Here is a 17,736-nt window from a genome sequence, read left to right as displayed (position 1 = left end):
CTCACGCAGCCAATTGGCAAGCGGACATATTGCAGGGGTCAATTCACGGAAAGGAAAACCAACATGCCCAGTCCCGTCGCTGCCGTTCCCGCCGCCCCGTCCCATATTGCGCAGGCCTATTTTGAAGCCCGCCTGACGTTTGAGGCCGATTGCTGGGACACCCATGAGAGCCTCCTTAGCGGTGCAGAGGATTTTGTGCTGCTCGATGTGCGCAGTCCACAGCTTTACGCCGAGGGCCATGTGCCCGGCGCCATCAACCTGCCGCATGGTAAAATCACCACGCGCAGGATGGCCGAATGGCCGGCTGGCACGCTCTTTGTCACCTATTGCGCCGGTCCGCATTGCAATGGCGCCAACAAGGCCGCCGTGCGGCTGGTCCGGCTTGGCCTGCCAGTGAAGGAAATGATCGGTGGGGTCACAGGCTGGCTGGACGAAGGCTTCAAACTGGCAACCGGCATCGACCCCAGCAGCGTCAAAACGGTGGACGCCTGAACCAACGGCGGGGATTTCAAAACCCCGCCCCACATGTTATGCGCGCCTCAGCAACCTGAGAGGCCGATCATGCAAAAAGTGGAAGAACAGCTCGCCCATCTGACCCGCACGGTCGAGGACCTCTCGGACGTTGTTGCAGCTCAGGCCAGTGAGATTGAACTGCTTACCCGTCGGGTTGTGCTTCTGATGGAGCGTGAGGCCCAGCGCGAAGCGGACGCCGGCAGCCATATCTACGGCGGCCCAGAAAAACCGCCACATTATTAAGGCTAAAAATAAGGCTTAAATTAAGGCTTAACAGGCGTTCAAATGTCGCCGGACTTCAGATCCTTAGCCATCACCCGCCCATCATGCAGCAGCAAATTCGCCCAGTCCTGCGAATTTCCGTAGCTGTCATAGAGACTTAGGAAAACGGTGTTGGGGGCCAGTAGCGGCAGTTTCTCACCACAGGGCTTTTTCTTTCCAACACCGCAAACCTTGCGTTTCAACTGCTCATAGGCCTTGTCGGTGTCGCTATAGGGATGCAGATCCGCCGGCAGCCCGTAACGCAGCTGCTCGTGCATATCCACCGAGCCGAAGACCGCAACAGAAGCCGTGACCTGCCGCAGGCATCCATCCGCAAAGCCCTTGATATAAAAGGCATGTGCCGCCTTTTCACCAGGCTGGCTGTCGTACAGACGGTAGACAGGTTTGTCTTCCGGATACTGCGCAACAAGCGCCCCAAGCTGCGATTTGGGATAGTCACACAGCGGTGCGGCCTTGCCAAAAGCAACGCGAGTGCCAAACGGAATGCCCGTGGGTTTCGGCGCATCTTTGGGTGTGCTGCGGAAGATGGAAAACAGGCCAGGTGTGTCTTTGCGGGTTGCGCCCAGCGCGGGCGACAGGCTGGCAGTTTGCACCTCAGGCAAGCTATCTTCCGGCGCGGCATCTTGCTTGGTCGGTGCCCCTTTCTCTTTGCGCAACCAGGCGAGCAACCCCTTCTTATCCTTGGCCTCTTCTGCCTCAGCAACCAGCGACTCGGAAGGTTCAACCGACGCAGGGTCCTTCGCCTCTGCGATCAGGGCCGCCGCGTCGTCCGGAACCGGCTCTGCGACCTCAACGACTGTGGTCTTTGGCTTGCGCTTCAGAAATCCGAAAAGGGGCTTGCGCGTCTCGCTGGTAACGGCGGGTGCAGCGGGGGCCGCATCTGTTTCAGCCTGCGAGCCGGCCGTAGTGCTCGTTGTGCTGTTTTGGTCCTCTGTCTCAACGGCCTCAACTGCGGTTTCCTCGGGTGCCGACTTTTTGGGTTTCAAGAAAGAAAATAGCCCTTTCTTCTCAGAACCTTGGCTTTCCTCAATCTCATGCGTCTCACCCAGCGGGGCAACAGGTTCGCCTATCTCAACCGCTTCCGTTGTGACCTCCCCTTCAGGGGCCTCCGCCACATCTCCGCCCATCAGGCGGGCAAACAGACCAAGATCGCGTTCCGCTTCCACGTTGCTGGGCAGCGCCGCCACCCCCTCGCCGCTTTCAGCGGCAAGCGTTACGTCTTCAAGGAGTTCCACGCGGGCCAAGGGATCTGCGCAGGCCGTCAGTGACAGGCACAACACCGAAGCACAGCAGCCAGGAATGACGCCAGCCCTGGCACGCGTAGATTTGCGAGTGGTCATGATCCGTCCCCTTGATCCCCGCGAGCACCCTACACGAGTGATTCGCGCGAATCAAATGCTGCGATTCGAGAGGGTTAGATCTCCTCGACTTCCAGTACCCCATTGAGGGATTTGATCGCCCCTTTTATCTGCGGGTTCACCGGGAACTCTTGATCCGTGTCGATATCGACCTCTCCCGGCAATTCGGGATTCATCAAGGTAAACCGGATCGGGCCACGCCCGGCATTGCGCGCGGTTTCCCTTGCGCCTTCCAGAATCGAGGCCACCGACGGGATAGCGCCCGCATCCTCAACAAAGATTTTCAACCCCATATTGCCCGCATCTGCAACGAAATTGTCGAGGCTCATCACCGAACGGCCCATCGGGTCAAACTGGCCGTCGTTAAACCGCGCCTCCAGCGTCATGATGACGTGGTTGGTCTGGTCAAACACTGCGCGCACCTTATCAAAATCTTCAGGGAACATCACCATGCCTGCCACCTGTCCGGTAGGGTCGGAAATATTCATCCGGAAGAACCGTGTTCCGCGCCCGGATTTGCGTTCCTGCAACCCCGACACCAGAACACCAACCCGTTCGGAAGCAGCGCCGTTGGCCTCTGCCTTGAGGCGCAGCCCTTCGAGGGTCAGCAGTTTTTTTCGTTTCAAGGCAGGAAGATAGTCATCCAATGGGTGGCCAGTAAGGTAGAAACCAACTGCCTTATGTTCTTCGCCCAACCTGTCAGCAGGCACCCAGTCCTCCACCGGCGACAGGCGCGGTTCTGGCAGATCGTCGCCCGCCTCACCAAACAGCGACACCTGATTGGAATTGCGCTGCTCATGGATCGCGGCTGAATAGCTGACCAACTTATCGAGGCTGTCAAAGACGCGGCGCCGGTTCGGATCGATTTTGTCAAAAGCACCGGCCCGCGCCAGCATCTCCAGCGGCCTTTTGCCAACCCTTTTCAGATCCACCCGACGGGCGAAATCAAAAAGGGTTGCAAACGGCTTGCCTTCACGCGCGTCGGAGATCAGCTTCACCGCCTCCATCCCGACGTTTTTCAGCGCGCCCATGCCATAGATCAGCTCCCCGTCCACAACGTCAAAGGTGGGCAGAGACCGGTTCACACAGGGCGGCACAATGGTGATGTTCAGTCCGCGCCGGACCTCCTCGGCGTAGATCTCCAGCTTGTCGGTCAGATGGATATCGCAGTTCATCACACCGGCCATAAACTCGGCCGGGTGGTTCGCCTTCAGCCAACCCGTCTGATAGCTGACCACCGCATAGGCGGCCGCGTGCGATTTGTTGAAGCCGTAGTTGGCGAATTTCTCAAGAAGATCAAAGACCTCGCTGGCCTTTTTCTTCGGCACTCCGTTTTCTGCCGCGCCCTTTTCAAACTTCGGGCGTTCGGCGTCCATCGCCTCTTTGATTTTCTTACCCATCGCCCGGCGCAACAGGTCCGCACCGCCAAGCGAGTAGCCCGCCATGACCTGGGCGATCTGCATCACCTGCTCCTGATAAACAATGATGCCCTGCGTTTCCTCAAGGATGTGGTCGATCAGCGGGTGGACGGATTCCAGTTCTTTCTGACCGTTCTTCACCTGACAATAGGTGGGGATGTTTTCCATCGGACCCGGCCGGTAAAGCGCCACAAGCGCAACAATATCTTCGATACAGTTGGGCTTCATCTGCTGCAGCGCACTCATCATGCCGCCGGATTCCACCTGGAACACCGCCACGGTTTTGGCGCTGGCGTAGAGCTTATAGGTGACCTCATCGTCCAGCGGGATCGCCCCGATGTCATCCACCGCCCCTTCTGGCGGCTCATAAAGTTCGGTTCCATCAGGGCCAATATGCAGGTGACGGCCGTTTTTCTTGATCAGATCAACGGCGTTTTGAATCACAGTCAGGGTTTTCAGGCCCAGAAAGTCAAACTTCACCAGCCCCGCCTGCTCGACCCATTTCATGTTGAACTGGGTCGCTGGCATGTCGGAACGCGGATCCTGGTAAAGCGGCACCAACCGGTCCAGAGGCCGATCCCCAATCACCACACCGGCCGCGTGGGTCGAGGCGTTTCGCAGCAACCCTTCAACCTGCATCCCGTAGTTCAGCAGACGGTCCACCACCGCCTCATTGCGGGCTTCTTCGCGCAGGCGCGGCTCTTCTTTCAGGCTGTCTGCAATGGACAGCGGCTTCACCCCTTCCACTGGAATCAGCTTGGACAGGCGATCGACCTGACCGTAGGGCATTTGTAGTACCCGCCCAATATCACGCACCGCCGCCTTGGACAGCAATGCACCAAAGGTAATGATCTGGCCCACCTTGTCGCGGCCATATTTTTCCTGAACGTATTTGATCACCTCCTCGCGCCGGTCCATGCAAAAGTCGATATCGAAGTCCGGCATGGATACCCGCTCGGGGTTAAGAAAACGTTCAAACAGCAAACTGTAGCGCAGCGGATCAAGGTCGGTGATGGTCAGCGCATAGGCCACCAATGATCCCGCACCAGAGCCCCGTCCTGGGCCCACCGGAATGCCATGATCCTTGCCCCATTGGATAAAATCCGCAACAATCAGGAAGTAGCCGGGGAACCCCATGCCCTCGATAATGTCCAACTCAAAATCGAGGCGTGCCTGATATTCTTCAAGGGTGGCGGCGTGGGGAATCACCTTCAAACGCGCCTGCAGACCGTTGTTGGCCTGACGGCGCAGTTCGGCAACCTCATCGTCGGCAAACTTCGGCAGGATCGGATCCCGCCGATACGTACCAAAGGCGCAGCGGCGGGCAATTTCAACCGTGTTCTCAATCGCTTCGGGCAGGTCCGCGAAGAGGGTGATCATTTCCTCCTGCGATTTGAAGTAATGCTGCGGCGTCAGGCGGCGGCGCGGTTCGGCCTGATCCACATAGGTGCCTTCCGAAATACAGATCAGCGCATCATGCGCCTCATACATATCGGATTTCGGGAAATAGACATCATTGGTGGCGACCAGCGGCAGCCCCATGTCATAGGCCATTTCAACAAAGTGCCGTTCGCACAGGCGCTCCTCTGATGGCAGGCCGTCCTCACCTGGATGGCGTTGCAGTTCGACGTAAAGCCGTTGCGGATAGAGCGCCGCCAGTTTGCGCATCAGCACCTCAGCCTTGTCACGTGCACCCTGCTGGATCAACTGGCCGATGGGCCCTGTCGCGGCACCGGTCAGACAGATCAGACCGGCGGAAAACTCTTCCAGTTCGGCAACGGACACCTGCGGTAATTGCCCGTCGCCATCAACATAGAGGCAGGACGAAAGCCGCATAAGGTTTTCGTAGCCCTCTTCAGTCTGGGCCAGCAAAACAAGGGGCGCGGGCAGCGGCGGTGGATCCCCCGGCACGGCCTCCGTATAGGTGACATCCACCTGACAGCCGACAATGGGCTGGATCCCGGCGCCCTGCGCAGACACCGAAAACTCCAGCGCCGCAAACAGCGAGTTGGTGTCGGTCACCGCCACCGCTGGCATACCTGCATCTGCGCAGAGGCCGGGCAGTTTTTTCAGCCTCAAGGCCCCTTCCAACAGGGAATATTCGGTATGGGTGCGAAGGTGGATGAATCGAGGCGCGTCAGTCATGGCCGCATCCTAAGCCACGCCCAGCGCAGGGGGAAGGCAGGAAAGCCGTGCTCGGCATGGAACTTGCTGAATGCTAAGGTTAGCGAACAGAAACGAAGATGTGATAGACCATGTTCCTGCCTTTTGACCCCAAGGCCGATCTGGAAATCGACCGCGTGATTATGGCCACGCCGGCCAATGTCTGGCGCTGCTGGACGGAACCGGATCTGCTGAAGCAATGGTTCTGCCCCAAACCAGTGGAGATGAAGGAAGTCCGCCTTGATCCACGTCCCGGCGGTGAGTTCTACGCCCGTATGAGGACACCTTCGGGCAAGTCCGTGGTTACTGACGGTTGCGTGCTGAACTTCAGTCCGGAAAAAATGTTGGTGATCACAGACGCCCTTTCGCCGGGGTTTCACCCGCGCAAACGCAGCTTTCTGACCACGGTGGTTTTGCTCTCGCCCGAAGTGCTGGGGACCCGCTATATCATCCGTGCCCTGCATGATGATGAAGCCGGCAGAATTGCTCATGAAAACATGGGGTTCTACGAAGGCTGGGGGCGTTCAACCGATCAGTTGGAAGAACTGGCGAAATCGTTGCGGTGATGCGGCAATGACGGGCGCTAACAAAAGTCCAAAAGTTGCGCCCAAATTTTCAGCAACGAAACATTCTTAGCTGCAGCGCAGAGACATTTTTTCTTGAAATGACGGCAAAAAGCCGCTCTGCTGCCGTGGCAAGCAAGGACGCCCGCACGTTTTCTACGCCGCATCGAAGACGCGCTTTCAGGGCAGGACACTTGGTAAGGCGGCAGGTTTTAAAGCACATGGATGTCCCCTTTCTTCGTTTAGGAGAGAGCGTGGAACTGCGTGAAGTGGGTAAGACCACAGACCTGCTGGCCGTCACCTGCCTCGCATGTTCCACCCCCGGCACCATCGCCAACGTCGCCTCCTGCAGGGGCGCGGCCACAGCGATGATCGGCTCTGCATACCCCCCAGGAATCCGGCACCCAATAATTCGGCACGGACGCACCACGCGCCGCGCCCCCGCGAACCGCCTCCAAAGAGGCGCGAAAAGGGAACGTCTTACGTGCTATGATCGTAAGGCGTGTTCCCCGCTGCCCATTGCCGATGGCAGGGCGCAGGCGCTAAAAAGGGCCAAAGCGGACAACTCCGCTCAACGAAAGGAAAAATGCGCGTGACAGGGACGCTACTCACACTCAATGGGCTGACCAAGGCCTACCCGGGCGTTGTGGCCAACAACAACGTTTCGTTCGAGATAGGCGAAGGCGAAGTCCACGCCCTCCTTGGCGAAAACGGGGCCGGAAAATCGACCTTGGTGAAAATGATCTACGGTCTGGTCAAACCCGACAGTGGCAACATGGTGATGCGAGGGCAGGAATATGCCCCGGTGAAACCCTCCGCTGCCCGTCAGGCGGGCGTTGCGATGGTGTTTCAGCACTTCTCGCTGTTTGACGCGCTGAACGTGGCCGAAAACATTGCCCTGGGGATGGAAAATCCACCGAAAATGGGCGATCTGGCCAGCCGCATCAAAGAGGTGTCGGAAACCTACGGGCTGCCGCTGGATCCCTTCCGCACCGTGGGGGACCTTTCGGCCGGCGAACGCCAGCGGGTCGAGATCATTCGCTGCCTGTTGCAGGACCCCAAGCTTTTGATCATGGACGAGCCGACCTCGGTTCTGACCCCGCAAGAGGTCGACATTCTGTTCGAAACCCTGCGCAAACTCTCCGCCGAAGGCACCGCGATCCTCTATATCAGCCACAAGCTGGAAGAGATCCGCGCCCTATGTGACAACGCCACCATCTTGCGTCTTGGCGAAGTGGTGGGGGACTGTGTTCCACGCGAAACCACAGCCCGCGATATGGCCGAGATGATGGTGGGTTCCAAGCTGCACGTGCCAGAACGCGCGGGTGGCGATATCGGCCCGGTCCTGTTGGAATTGAACGACCTCTCCGTCGATTCCCCTGCCGAATTTGGCACCGCGCTGAAGGGCATCACCATGCAGGTGCGATCAGGTGAAATTCTGGGCATCGGTGGCGTTGCAGGCAACGGTCAGGACGAACTGCTGGGCGCGCTGTCGGGTGAGTTGCTCACCAGCCCCGGCACAATTGTTCTGGAAGGCAAAGAGGTCGGCAACCTCGGGCCGGTTGCACGCCGCAAACTGGGCCTGCTGACCGCCCCCGAGGAACGTCTGGGCCACGCCGCCGCGCCGGATATGAGCCTGATCGAGAACGCAGTTCTCACCGGTTCAGTACGCGAAGGGCTGGAAAACAATGGCTTCCTGAAATGGAACAAAGCCCGCAGCTTTGCCGAGACAATCATCGAGAAGTTTGACGTCCGCACTCCCGGACCGGGCAATGCAGCCCGTTCGCTGTCTGGCGGTAACTTGCAGAAGTTTGTGATCGGCCGCGAGGTGTTGCAGCGCCCTGAAGTGTTGGTGGTGAACCAGCCGACCTGGGGCGTTGACGCAGCCGCTGCGGCGGATATCCGTCAGTCCCTGCTGAATCTGGCAGCTGCAGGTGCAGCCGTGATCTGTATCAGTCAGGATCTGGATGAACTGATGGAAATCTCGGACCACTTCGCCGCATTGAACGAAGGCCGCCTGTCCGACATCCGCACGGCCAAGGGCCTGACGGTGGATGAGATTGGCCTGATGATGGGTGGTGCCCACGGAATGGAGGTGGCCCATGTCTGAGCTGCTCCGCATTGAGAATTTGAAGAACATTGAAAAGGAGGGCGCGGCGTGATCAAGCTGGAGAAACGTCCCCAGCCGTCTAAGGCCTGGACCTACCTGACCCCGCTGTTGGCGGTGGCACTGACGATGATTGTGGGCGGCGCGCTCTTTGCCTGGCTGGGCAAAGACCCGTTAGTGGCGATCAAGACCATCTTCTGGGAACCACTGTTTTCAGAGTTTGCCTTCTATTATCGGCCACAGTTGCTGGTGAAAGGCGCTCCGCTGGTGCTGATCGCCATTGGCCTCAGCCTTGGTTTTCGGGCCGGCATCTGGAACATCGGTGCCGAAGGACAGTACATCATGGGCGCGATTGTCGGCGCCGGTGTTGGCCTGGCCTTCTACCCGATGGAAAGTTTCATCATTTTCCCTTTGATGGTCATTGCGGGCGCCCTGGGTGGTTGGTTCTGGGCAATGATCCCAGCCTTGCTGAAGGTGCGTTTTGGTACCAATGAGATCCTCGTGTCTCTGATGCTGGTCTATGTGGCCGAGCAGCTGTTGGCCTCGGTCTCGCTGGGGCTGCTGCGCAACCCCGAGGGCATGGGCTTCCCCGGCTCACGGAACCTGCGTGACTATGCGTCGGCCTACAACGGCGACCTGATTGCCAACACCGGGATGCACTGGGGCGTTGTGACCGCGCTGATTGCGGTGATCTTTGCCTATGTGCTGCTGAACCGTCACATGCTGGGTTTCCACATCCGCCTGACCGGCGAAGCCCCCCGTGCAGCCAAGTTTGCCGGGGTGAACCCGACCCGTCTGATCCTGATCTGTCTGGGGGCCTCTGGCGCATTGGCCGGTGTTGCGGGTCTCTTTGAAGTGTCCGGCCCTGCCGGTCAGATCAGCATCGACTTCAACGTTGGTTATGGTTTCACCGCCATCATCGTGGCCTTCTTGGGCCGCCTGCATCCTGTTGGCATCCTGCTGGCCGGAGCGCTGATGGCGTTGACCTATATCGGCGGCGAAATTGCACAGTCGAAACTTGGCCTGCCTGCCGCAGCGATCCAGCTGTTCCAGGGCATGCTGTTGTTCTTCCTTTTGACCGTGGACGTTCTGACCAACTTCCGCATCCGTCTGGCAAAGCGTGAGGTGGCGTGATGGACTTTTCTTCGATTAATCCGGTCCTGCTGCTGGCCTCTCTGATTGTGGCGGCAACGCCTCTGCTGTTGGCCGCCATTGGCGAGCTGGTGGTGGAAAAGGCCGGGGTTTTGAACCTCGGCGTGGAAGGCATGATGATCACCGGCGCGATCTGCGGCTTTGCGATCGCGGTGAACACCGGCTCCCCTGTTCTGGGTCTCTTTGCAGCGGCCATTGGGGGGGGGGGCGCTGAGCTTCCTCTTTGCGGTGCTGACCCAGTACACGCTGGCGAACCAAGTGGCGTCGGGTCTGGCGCTGACCCTGTTTGGCCTGGGCCTGTCGGCGCTGATCGGTCAGGGCTACCAGGGCATTAAGCCGCCCAGCTTCCCCCGGTTCGATATCCCGCTGCTGTCGGATATCCCGTTCATCGGGCCGATCCTGTTCACCCAGGACTTCATCGTCTACCTCGCCTTTTTCCTGACGCTCGGCGTCTGGGCGGTGCTGAAATTCACCCGCGCGGGCCTGATCCTGCGTGCGGTGGGCGAAAGCCACGATGCCGCCCATGCGCTTGGCTATAAGGTGGTGCGCATTCGGGTTCTGGCGATCCTGTTTGGCGGCGCCTGTGCCGGTATGGGCGGGGCCTATATCAGCCTGATCCGGGTGCCGCAGTGGACCGAGGGCATGACCGCCGGCATCGGCTGGATCGCGCTGGCGCTGGTGGTTTTCGCCAGCTGGAAACCCTGGCGCGTGCTGCTGGGGGCCTGCCTGTTTGGCGGCATCAACGTGTTGCAGCTGAACCTGCAGGCGGCGGGTGTGGCCATTCCAGTCGAGCTGCTGGCGATGTCGCCTTATGTCATCACCATCGTGGTGCTGGTCATCATGTCCGGCGACCGTTCGGGCGCGCCTGCCTCTCTGGGCAAGCCGTTCCACGCGGGCAACTGATCCAACCCCCGGCCGGATCCCGCTGGGTTCGGCCGGGAGTGCCTAATATTTGATCAAACATTCAAATTGACCCGAATGCAGATCAGATCGACCAGACGCAACTCTGGTAAAATGCTAAAAGAATGAGCAAAAGACTCGCAACATAGGGCAAGCCGTTGCAAAAGAAGGGCAAACCCGACTGACAATGACTTCAACAAGGAGAGCGAAGATGAAAAGAAGAACCCTGCTTGCAAGCGCAGCCCTGGCAATGGGCCTGGCCTCCGCCGGTTTCGCCGCAGACAAAACCAAGGTTGGTTTCGTCTACGTCGGCCCCGTTGGCGATGGTGGCTGGACCTATGAGCATGATCAGGGCCGTAAAGCCGTGGTTGAGGCGTTTGGCGACAAGGTTGAAACCGTTTATGTCGAAAGCGTCCCAGAAGGCCCCGATGCCGAACGTGTGATGACCCAGATGGCGCTGGAAGGCGCGGACCTGATCTTCACCACCTCGTTTGGCTACATGGACCAGACCATCAACGTGGCGAAGAAATTCCCCAACGTGAAGTTCGAGCACGCCACCGGTTACAAAACCGCTGACAACGTTTCGGTTTACTCGGCACGTTTCTACGAAGGCCGTGCTGTTCAGGGCCATATCGCTGGCAAAATGACCGAGAGCAACGTTGTGGGCTACATCGCCTCCTTCCCGATCCCCGAAGTTATTCGTGGCATCAACTCGGCCTATATCCACGCCAAGAAGGTGAACCCGGACGTCGAATTCAAAATTATCTGGGCCTACACTTGGTTTGATCCGGCCAAAGAAGCCGACGCTGCGAAGGCATTGATCGAACAGGGCGCAGACGTGATCCTGCAGCACACCGACTCCACCGCGCCTCTGGCCGCCGCGTCGGAAGCTGGCAACGTCATCGGCTTTGGTCAGGCATCTGACATGGCCGAATACAAAGACGGCCCGCGTGTGTCCTCGATCATCGACAACTGGGCGCCGTACTACATCGAGCGCACCCAAGCGGTCATGGAAGGCACCTGGGAATCGGTTTCGACCTGGGACGGCATTGGCGCTGGCATGGTGGGCATCGGTGAGATCACCGACAAAGTACCGGCCGACGTAAAAGCCGAAGCCGAAGCGATGAAGTTCGAGCTGGCCACCGGCAAGTACCACGCCTTCACCGGCCCGCTGAACAAGCAGGACGGCACCCCTTGGCTGGCCGCTGGCGAAACCGCCGATGACGGCACTCTGGCAGGCATGAACTTCTACGTTGAAGGCATCGACGCCGAAATCCCGAACTAAGCTTTGCGGCAGTTCCAATTCTCAGAAGCCCCGCTCCGGCGGGGCTTTTTCTTTGCCCCTACATGCAGCGCCTTGCGGACGGTGGATTAGGAAAATGGCACCCCCTGCCCTATAGTGATCCAGGCGACCCACTTGGAGCCTTTCGATGATCCAAATGCTGCCCAATCCCGACAATGGCGTTTTCCTAACCTATACGGGCATGGAAACCGATCTGATCTACAATAAAGGCGTGGACCTGCCTGGTTTCGCCACCCACCCGTTGTTGGCCAGCCGCGAAGGTCAGGATTGGTTGCGCCCCTATTACGACAGTCAGATCGTGCTGGCACGGGCCGCTGGTATCGGCTGCATTCTGGAGGCACCGACCTGGGCCGCCAATCGCGATCGCGGCCGTGACATCCACTGTTCAGAAACCGTGCTGCATCAGCGCAATCTACAGGCCCTCGACCTGCTGGCCGACATCCGGCGCAAACACTGGCGCCGCCAAGAAGCCCCCACGATCCTACTCAGCGCCAATATTGGCCCGCGCCACGACAGCTATGCCCCCGCCGCGCAAATGTCCGCTGCAGAGGCCGAAAACTACCACGGTGCCCAGATCCAAAGCTTTGCAACAACCGAAGCCGATCTCATCACCGCCTACACCCTCTCCCATGCTGCTGAGGCAATTGGCATTCTGAACGCCTCGGCCGACACTGCGCTTCCCACCGTAATCTCCTTCACCGTCGAAACGGATGGCAGGCTGCCCAGCGGCCAACCATTGCAGGACGCCATAGAAGAGGTCGACCAGGCCACTGACCGTGCAGCTTGCTACTTCATGGTCAATTGCGCCCACCCCAGCCATTCCTCCAATGTTCTGGATCACGCCCCTTGGGTGCAGCGGCTTCACGGCGTGGTGGCCAATGCCTCACGTTGTAGCCACGCTGAGCTGGAGGCCTCGGAAGAATTGGACGCCGGGGACCCGGTGGAGTTTGCCCGGCTGATGATGGCGCTGCATCATGAGCACCCCCAAATCACCGTCCTTGGCGGCTGCTGCGGCACCGACATGCGGCACCTTCATGAAATGACAAAGCGCGTTTAGATCCGCATTCGGAACATAGCCCCCATGACACAGGCCCCCAAACAGCTTTCAGACACAGCCACAACCGGGGGCTGCCTTTGCGGCGCTGTTAAACTGGAAACATCAGGCAGCCCCAAAAGGGTCGGTATCTGTCATTGCCGCGATTGCCGAAAACACCACGGCGCGCTGTTCTTTGCTGCAGCAGTTTTTGCCTCCAATCAGGTGACCATCACCGGCGAAACGAACAGCTTTCGCGGCCGGCATTTCTGCCCCACCTGCGGCTCCAGCGTCTATGCCGTCAGCGACGAGGAGGTCGAGGTGCACCTAGGCGTCCTGGATCACAACAGCCCCTGGACGCCCAGCTATGAATTGTGGTGTGTTCGCCGCGCCCCCTGGCTCACCGCTATCCAAGGCGCCACCCAGCACCCAAGGAAACGGTCGTGACTGCTGGCCCCAAGTAGCGCAGGTTGCCAGATCAGTTCAGCGGCAAGCTAACCCGGAATTGCAAGGTTTCCATACCGGGATTAACTTTGCCGTTCAGATCTGCATTGGATCTGTGGTCATAGGACACCCCCATACGCCACCCTGAACGGAAGGTGTACCCCAGCTCAACACCCGAACGAAACTCAATTGGAAAGCCCAGATCGGGCCCATCCCCCTGCACATAAATCCCCGGCATGGCGTGCAACTGGATATAGGCCCCGCTGTTAAACTCCTTGGTCCACAGCTGACCAAAGCCCAGCCAAGCATCGCCGGTGTCAGTTACCGACAGCCCAATGCTGTTCTGGAATGGCCCCATCTTGTGATCCATGTCGTAGCGCACATAAGCTTCTTCGCCGATCCAGTCCTGTTGAAACTGAACGCCGCCCCCCCCGACAGACAGCCGCGCCTGTTCAGGTGATCGCGCGAGGCAGCCTTCATCACAGTAATTCATCTTCATATCGGTCAAACCGACAATGGCAAAAAGGACAGCAAAGGTTCCGTTCATCGGGCAGGCTCCGTTGGTTTCCTCCCTCCTAGAGCAACGCGGCCTTTCTGTCATCCCAACGTCAATTAGGCGCCCCCTAAACCCCGCTCATTGCGACCAATTCGCCACCCATTCAAAGACAATTTGGCCCTCGAAACAGGGGCTTGAAAAAAAACTGAACAAAGGCGCAAAAAATTCACAAAACCCTCTGGACACCCCCCGCCCCCTCGCATAGAACGCCCCCACCCGAACGGAGACGTTCACCCAGGCCCGGGTAGCTCAGGGGTAGAGCAGTGGATTGAAAATCCTCGTGTCGGTGGTTCGATTCCGCCCCCGGGCACCATTTACTTAGAAATTTTCCTTAAATATCAATAACGTAATGGATTGCATGCTTCCCGTATCCGCCATTCAATCCACCACTTGCATTCACGTGGTCTAATGGCGTCAATCAGTTTTCAACTGAGCGAACATACAATGGGCCTCAATTCGCGAACACATGCATGAATTCATCTATTGGTATTTGTAATCTTACAAGTCAGACCGGTTGCCTCTAGTGGGCCCGGTGGCTAGAGTTAACTGAAGCGGCGTTTGAGAGAGCAGGAAAAAGAAAGTGAGCTATCGGATCATTGATCTTTTCTCTGGAGCAGGTGGATTGACGCAGGGGTTCATTGAGGTTGGTGATGATGCGTTTAAGCCTGTTTTTGCGTTGGATAACAACGAAGCGGCTATTGCGACATATAACGAGAACTTTGGTGGACATGGGATCGTTGCCGACATCGAGAAATGGGTAAAGGGGGATGTCCCAGAGGCCGATCTGGTCATCGGTGGCCCCCCTTGCCAAGGCTTCAGTCTCCTGAACAAAAAGCGCACCGGGGATGAACGTCGCGCATTATGGGAGCCGTTTCTGGAGACGGTCCAAAAATCCGGAGCAATAGCATTTGTGATGGAGAATGTTGCCCAGCTCGCCAAGTCTCCTGAATTGGATGACATCAAAGCACAAGCTGAGCGGATTGGTTTCCAAACTGTTGTCGGCGTCCTGAATGCAGCAGATTATGGAGCTCCTCAGGTCCGAAGAAGAACTTTTGTCTTAGGCTGGAACACCTCAATGTTTGTTGAGGGATTGTCCTTGCCGAAACCAAGTCATGCGTCGCCAAAGGAAGAGAGCAGCTTGCCACCTTGGCGGACCGTGCATGACGCAATTGCAGATTTGCCTCCCGCTCCGATAGGAACGGAAATTGGAGACGACCCTGTTCTCGGACTACATTTTGGTCGAAATCCTACTAAGCTTAGTCAAATGCGTTATCGGCATGTGCCCGAAGGCGGTAATCGTTTTGATCTTCAAAGAAATGCGGAGCACCTTACCCCCGCTTGTTGGATTAGGAAAAAGTCTGGGGGGACTGATCTTTTTGGACGCTTATGGTGGGATCGGCCTTCGGTAACTATTAGGACGGAATTTTTCAAACCAGAAAAGGGGCGGTACTTGCACCCAATCGAGCATCGTCCAATTACTCATCGTGAAGCTGCTCGATTGATGGGGTTTGAAGACACTTTCGAGTTTCGAGGGTCAAAGATTGAAATTGCAAAGCAGATTGGCAACGCCGTTCCACCTGATCTGGCTCGCGCGATAGCTAGAGCGGTTTTGGTTGCTTTTAACAGTCGAGAAAAAAGTACTAATGCCGAAGAAAACCAAAGTAGCCGGGCTGCCTGAAGCAAACCTCCAAGATCTCCAAACACTGCTTGCCGATTTTTCTTCCGTTCTCGAAAAGGAAGAGGATGTTCGGCAGCGTGTTCTAGCTTTGATCCCGTCCTTTTACGGCCTAAGAAAATTAGGCATTTCGTTACTGCCCGACGTAGATGAAAACGCTGCTCGCGCTCGCATTTTGAAGTATTTTCAAAAGTACCAAGGCAACGTCTTGGACGGAGATGAGTTGATGGTCGTCTCCGGTATAAGTGAGTGGGCGCGGCGGGTACGAGAGCTGCGTGTTGAGTTCGGTTGGAAAATTTGTTCCGGCGTCACATTTGAGCAGATGTCGCAAGATGATCCCGCAACGCTGAACTCGCTGACAAACAGTCTAGGTGTGGACCCGACCCAGTTGAAGCCATCCCAGTATGTACTGGTCTCGTCCGAGCAGGACCGTGATGCTGCTTACCGCTGGCGGCTTCTCAACCAAATACGGAAGAAAAACGCGGCTGTTAAAACCAAACTCGAAGAGTATTTTCTTGCCAATGTAGGTAAGCAAATCTCAGGCGAAGAGCTCCGTTACCTAGCCAAAGACCGAAATGAATGGGCGCGACGTGTGCGAGAGTTGAGGACCGAGGAGGGTTGGTCGATAGCAACCCGACAAACCGGTAGGCCCGATTTGCCAGTGGGCGTTTACATTCTTCAGAATGATCTTCAAGCGGAGCCCCATGACAGGAAGATCAAAGATGATGTGAGGGTTGCGGTGTTGGAAAGGGACAACTTTTGTTGTCAATTCAAAGGGTGTGGATGGCGTGTTGAGGACGCCAAGCCGGGCGATCCGAGGCATTTTCTGGAGTTGCATCACAAACAGCACCACCATCAAGGCGGCTCAAATGATGCTGAAAACTTAGTAACCCTTTGCAACGTGCATCACGATGCTGTGCATAGGGACAAAAACCACAAGTTCTATTAGCAGCATGGTTGCGCGGCGGTTCCATTTTCTCAACCTAGTAGGTCGAAGTGCCGTCGGCCGCCAAAAGTTCATGTCTAACAGTACAGTGGGGTGTTGTGAGGGGTGGGAACAACGTCTGATCAGCCCCACCCAAGTGGTCCAATTTGAATGTTAGTGCATTATTGGCCTGGGTTCCATCAAGACGATGGTTTCTGGGGCCGGTGGGCGGTAGCCCAAGGCACTGTGTGGTCGTTTCGTGTTGTAGTGTTTTCTCCATTCTTCGATCAGGATTTGCGCCTCCCTTAGCGAGAAGAAGACCTCTCCGTTAAGTAGTTCATCCCGAAGCCTTGCGTTGAAGCTTTCGCAGTATCCGTTCTCCCAAGGTGATCCCGGCTCAATGTAGGCGGTCTTAGCGCCGACCGCTGCAATCCAATTGCGGACGGCCTGAGCAATGAACTCCGGGCCGTTGTCCGACCGTATGAAGGCAGGAACGCCGCGCAAGATAAACAAGTCCGTCAGCGCATCGATAACCTCTGTCGAGTTGAGCTTGCGCTTCACCTTGATCGCTAGGCATTCCCGGCTGTGTTCATCCAAGATATTGAGCGTTCGGAACGCTTTCCCGTCATCGGTTCGATGATGCACGAAGTCATACGACCACACATGGTTGCGGTACTCCGGTCGCAAACGAACACACGAGCCATCGTTGAGCCAGAGCCCCCCTTTCTTCGGCTGTTTCATTGGCACTTTGAGCCCTTCACGCCGCCACAAACGTTCGACACGCTTGTCATTCACAAGCCATCCGGCGTCTCTGAGCAATGCTGCGATCCGGCGGTAGCCATACCGACCATACTGGCGGGCCAGTTCGATCATATCAGCCACTAGACGCTCTTCGTCAGCACGGCCAACCGGCAAACGCCGTTGTGTGGATCGGTGCTGTCCCAGGACACGACAGGCTCGCCGCTCTGATACCCTGAACTGGCTGCAAACATGATCGATACAGGCACGACGGCGCGAAGGGCTTAGTAGTTTCCCCGTGCAGCTTCCGAAAGTATGAGTTTGTCCAGCGTAAGGTCCGACACGGCTCGACGCAGCCGATCATTCTCTTTCTGAAGCCTCTTTAGTTCCTTCAGTTGGTCAGTTCCCATTCCGCCGTATTGCTTACGCCAGCGATAGAATGTCTGTTCCGTTATCTGAACCTGCCTGATTGCATCAATGCGCGGCATTCCCTGACCGCACAACACCTCAACCTGCCGCAACTTCGTGACAATCTCTTCCGGCTTGTGTCGTTTGATTCCCATATTTGATCCTCCGTTTACTAACTATACGGGTGGACCAATTCAG

At 57.3% G+C, this 17,736-nt stretch carries 14 protein-coding genes, 1 tRNA gene and 1 pseudogene; 12 read left to right on the top strand and 4 right to left on the bottom strand.

What is annotated here, in order from left to right; genetic code table 11:
• Window positions 1–63 precede the first annotated feature (63 nt).
• Both SIC14_RS12120 and SIC14_RS12115 read left to right on the top strand, forming a co-directional pair.
• Window positions 64–492, top strand: a complete 429-nt coding sequence (locus SIC14_RS12120; RefSeq protein ID WP_412562180.1) for a rhodanese-like domain-containing protein — start codon at window positions 64–66, stop codon at window positions 490–492.
• A gap of 69 nt (window positions 493–561) precedes the next feature.
• Entirely contained in the window at window positions 562–756 is a 195-nt protein-coding gene (locus tag SIC14_RS12115) for a SlyX family protein (RefSeq protein ID WP_412562179.1), read from the top strand.
• Window positions 757–794: 38 nt separating this feature from the next.
• Here the strand turns inward: SIC14_RS12115 and SIC14_RS12110 are convergent, their stop codons facing one another.
• Entirely contained in the window at window positions 795–2,135 is a 1,341-nt protein-coding gene (locus SIC14_RS12110; RefSeq protein ID WP_412562178.1) for a hypothetical protein, read from the bottom strand.
• 74 nt (window positions 2,136–2,209) lie between these two features.
• Window positions 2,210–5,716: a DNA polymerase III subunit alpha gene (gene dnaE / locus SIC14_RS12105; RefSeq protein ID WP_412562177.1), complete on the bottom strand. Its 3,507-nt coding sequence runs from the start codon at window positions 5,714–5,716 to the stop codon at window positions 2,210–2,212.
• 110 nt (window positions 5,717–5,826) lie between these two features.
• Between dnaE and SIC14_RS12100 the strand changes: the two genes are divergently transcribed.
• The 7 genes and pseudogenes from SIC14_RS12100 to SIC14_RS12070 all read left to right on the top strand — a co-directional run bounded on the left by SIC14_RS12100 (window position 5,827) and on the right by SIC14_RS12070 (window position 13,239).
• A complete protein-coding gene (locus SIC14_RS12100; protein ID WP_412562176.1) occupies window positions 5,827–6,300 on the top strand; it encodes an SRPBCC family protein in 474 nt (157 codons plus the stop codon).
• Between the two features lie 589 nt (window positions 6,301–6,889).
• Complete coding sequence (locus SIC14_RS12095) at window positions 6,890–8,407, top strand: ABC transporter ATP-binding protein (RefSeq protein ID WP_412562175.1); 1,518 nt, start codon at window positions 6,890–6,892, stop codon at window positions 8,405–8,407.
• A gap of 48 nt (window positions 8,408–8,455) precedes the next feature.
• On the top strand, window positions 8,456–9,538 hold the full coding sequence (locus tag SIC14_RS12090) for an ABC transporter permease (RefSeq protein ID WP_412562174.1): 1,083 nt from the start codon (window positions 8,456–8,458) through the stop codon (window positions 9,536–9,538).
• A pseudogene (locus SIC14_RS12085) lies at window positions 9,538–10,459 on the top strand (ABC transporter permease). Before SIC14_RS12090 ends, SIC14_RS12085 begins: the two are co-directional and overlap by 1 nt.
• A 208-nt stretch (window positions 10,460–10,667) precedes the next feature.
• On the top strand, window positions 10,668–11,741 hold the full coding sequence (locus SIC14_RS12080) for a BMP family ABC transporter substrate-binding protein (RefSeq protein WP_412562173.1): 1,074 nt from the start codon (window positions 10,668–10,670) through the stop codon (window positions 11,739–11,741).
• Between the two features lie 145 nt (window positions 11,742–11,886).
• Window positions 11,887–12,816, top strand: coding sequence for a homocysteine S-methyltransferase family protein (locus SIC14_RS12075; protein ID WP_412562172.1), 930 nt, complete (start codon window positions 11,887–11,889; stop codon window positions 12,814–12,816).
• Window positions 12,817–12,840: 24 nt separating this feature from the next.
• A complete protein-coding gene (locus SIC14_RS12070) occupies window positions 12,841–13,239 on the top strand; it encodes a GFA family protein (protein WP_412562171.1) in 399 nt (132 codons plus the stop codon).
• Window positions 13,240–13,270: 31 nt separating this feature from the next.
• Here the strand turns inward: SIC14_RS12070 and SIC14_RS12065 are convergent, their stop codons facing one another.
• Window positions 13,271–13,783, bottom strand: coding sequence for an acyloxyacyl hydrolase (locus SIC14_RS12065; RefSeq protein WP_412562170.1), 513 nt, complete (start codon window positions 13,781–13,783; stop codon window positions 13,271–13,273).
• A gap of 247 nt (window positions 13,784–14,030) precedes the next feature.
• Between SIC14_RS12065 and SIC14_RS12060 the strand changes: the two genes are divergently transcribed.
• The 3 genes from SIC14_RS12060 to SIC14_RS12050 all read left to right on the top strand — a co-directional run bounded on the left by SIC14_RS12060 (window position 14,031) and on the right by SIC14_RS12050 (window position 16,416).
• Window positions 14,031–14,105, top strand: a tRNA-Phe gene (locus tag SIC14_RS12060).
• Window positions 14,106–14,372: 267 nt separating this feature from the next.
• A complete protein-coding gene (locus tag SIC14_RS12055) occupies window positions 14,373–15,470 on the top strand; it encodes a DNA cytosine methyltransferase (RefSeq protein ID WP_412562169.1) in 1,098 nt (365 codons plus the stop codon).
• A complete protein-coding gene (locus tag SIC14_RS12050) occupies window positions 15,436–16,416 on the top strand; it encodes an HNH endonuclease (RefSeq protein WP_412562168.1) in 981 nt (326 codons plus the stop codon). Before SIC14_RS12055 ends, SIC14_RS12050 begins: the two co-directional genes overlap by 35 nt.
• A 150-nt stretch (window positions 16,417–16,566) precedes the next feature.
• On the opposite strand, the gene SIC14_RS12045 is transcribed toward SIC14_RS12050, so the two are convergent.
• Window positions 16,567–17,693, bottom strand: a protein-coding gene (locus SIC14_RS12045) for an IS3 family transposase (RefSeq protein ID WP_412562167.1) whose coding sequence is annotated in 2 segments (ribosomal slippage) — window positions 16,567–17,429 and window positions 17,429–17,693 — 1,128 coding nt in all. Because the reading frame shifts where the segments join, the coding sequence is not laid out codon by codon here.
• Window positions 17,694–17,736 lie beyond the last annotated feature (43 nt).

It is taken from the genome of Thalassobius sp. MITS945101, from assembly GCF_047123305.1.
Lineage (GTDB): Bacteria > Pseudomonadota > Alphaproteobacteria > Rhodobacterales > Rhodobacteraceae > Thalassobius.
The sequence above is the reverse complement of the archived record's forward strand: the minus strand, read 5'-3'. Positions and strand labels throughout refer to the sequence as shown.

Excerpts from the sequence above, each read along its gene's own strand:
- SIC14_RS12120 (WP_412562180.1), top strand. The coding sequence starts at position 64 with ATGCCCAGTCCCGTCGCTGCCGTTCCCGCCGCCCCGTCCCATATTGCG.
- SIC14_RS12115 (WP_412562179.1), top strand. The coding sequence starts at position 562 with ATGCAAAAAGTGGAAGAACAGCTCGCCCATCTGACCCGCACGGTCGAG.
- SIC14_RS12110 (WP_412562178.1), bottom strand. The coding sequence starts at position 2,135 with ATGACCACTCGCAAATCTACGCGTGCCAGGGCTGGCGTCATTCCTGGC.
- dnaE (WP_412562177.1), bottom strand. The coding sequence starts at position 5,716 with ATGACTGACGCGCCTCGATTCATCCACCTTCGCACCCATACCGAATAT.
- SIC14_RS12100 (WP_412562176.1), top strand. The coding sequence starts at position 5,827 with ATGTTCCTGCCTTTTGACCCCAAGGCCGATCTGGAAATCGACCGCGTG.
- SIC14_RS12080 (WP_412562173.1), top strand. The coding sequence starts at position 10,668 with ATGAAAAGAAGAACCCTGCTTGCAAGCGCAGCCCTGGCAATGGGCCTG.
- SIC14_RS12075 (WP_412562172.1), top strand. The coding sequence starts at position 11,887 with ATGATCCAAATGCTGCCCAATCCCGACAATGGCGTTTTCCTAACCTAT.
- SIC14_RS12070 (WP_412562171.1), top strand. The coding sequence starts at position 12,841 with ATGACACAGGCCCCCAAACAGCTTTCAGACACAGCCACAACCGGGGGC.
- SIC14_RS12065 (WP_412562170.1), bottom strand. The coding sequence starts at position 13,783 with ATGAACGGAACCTTTGCTGTCCTTTTTGCCATTGTCGGTTTGACCGAT.
- SIC14_RS12050 (WP_412562168.1), top strand. The coding sequence starts at position 15,436 with ATGCCGAAGAAAACCAAAGTAGCCGGGCTGCCTGAAGCAAACCTCCAA.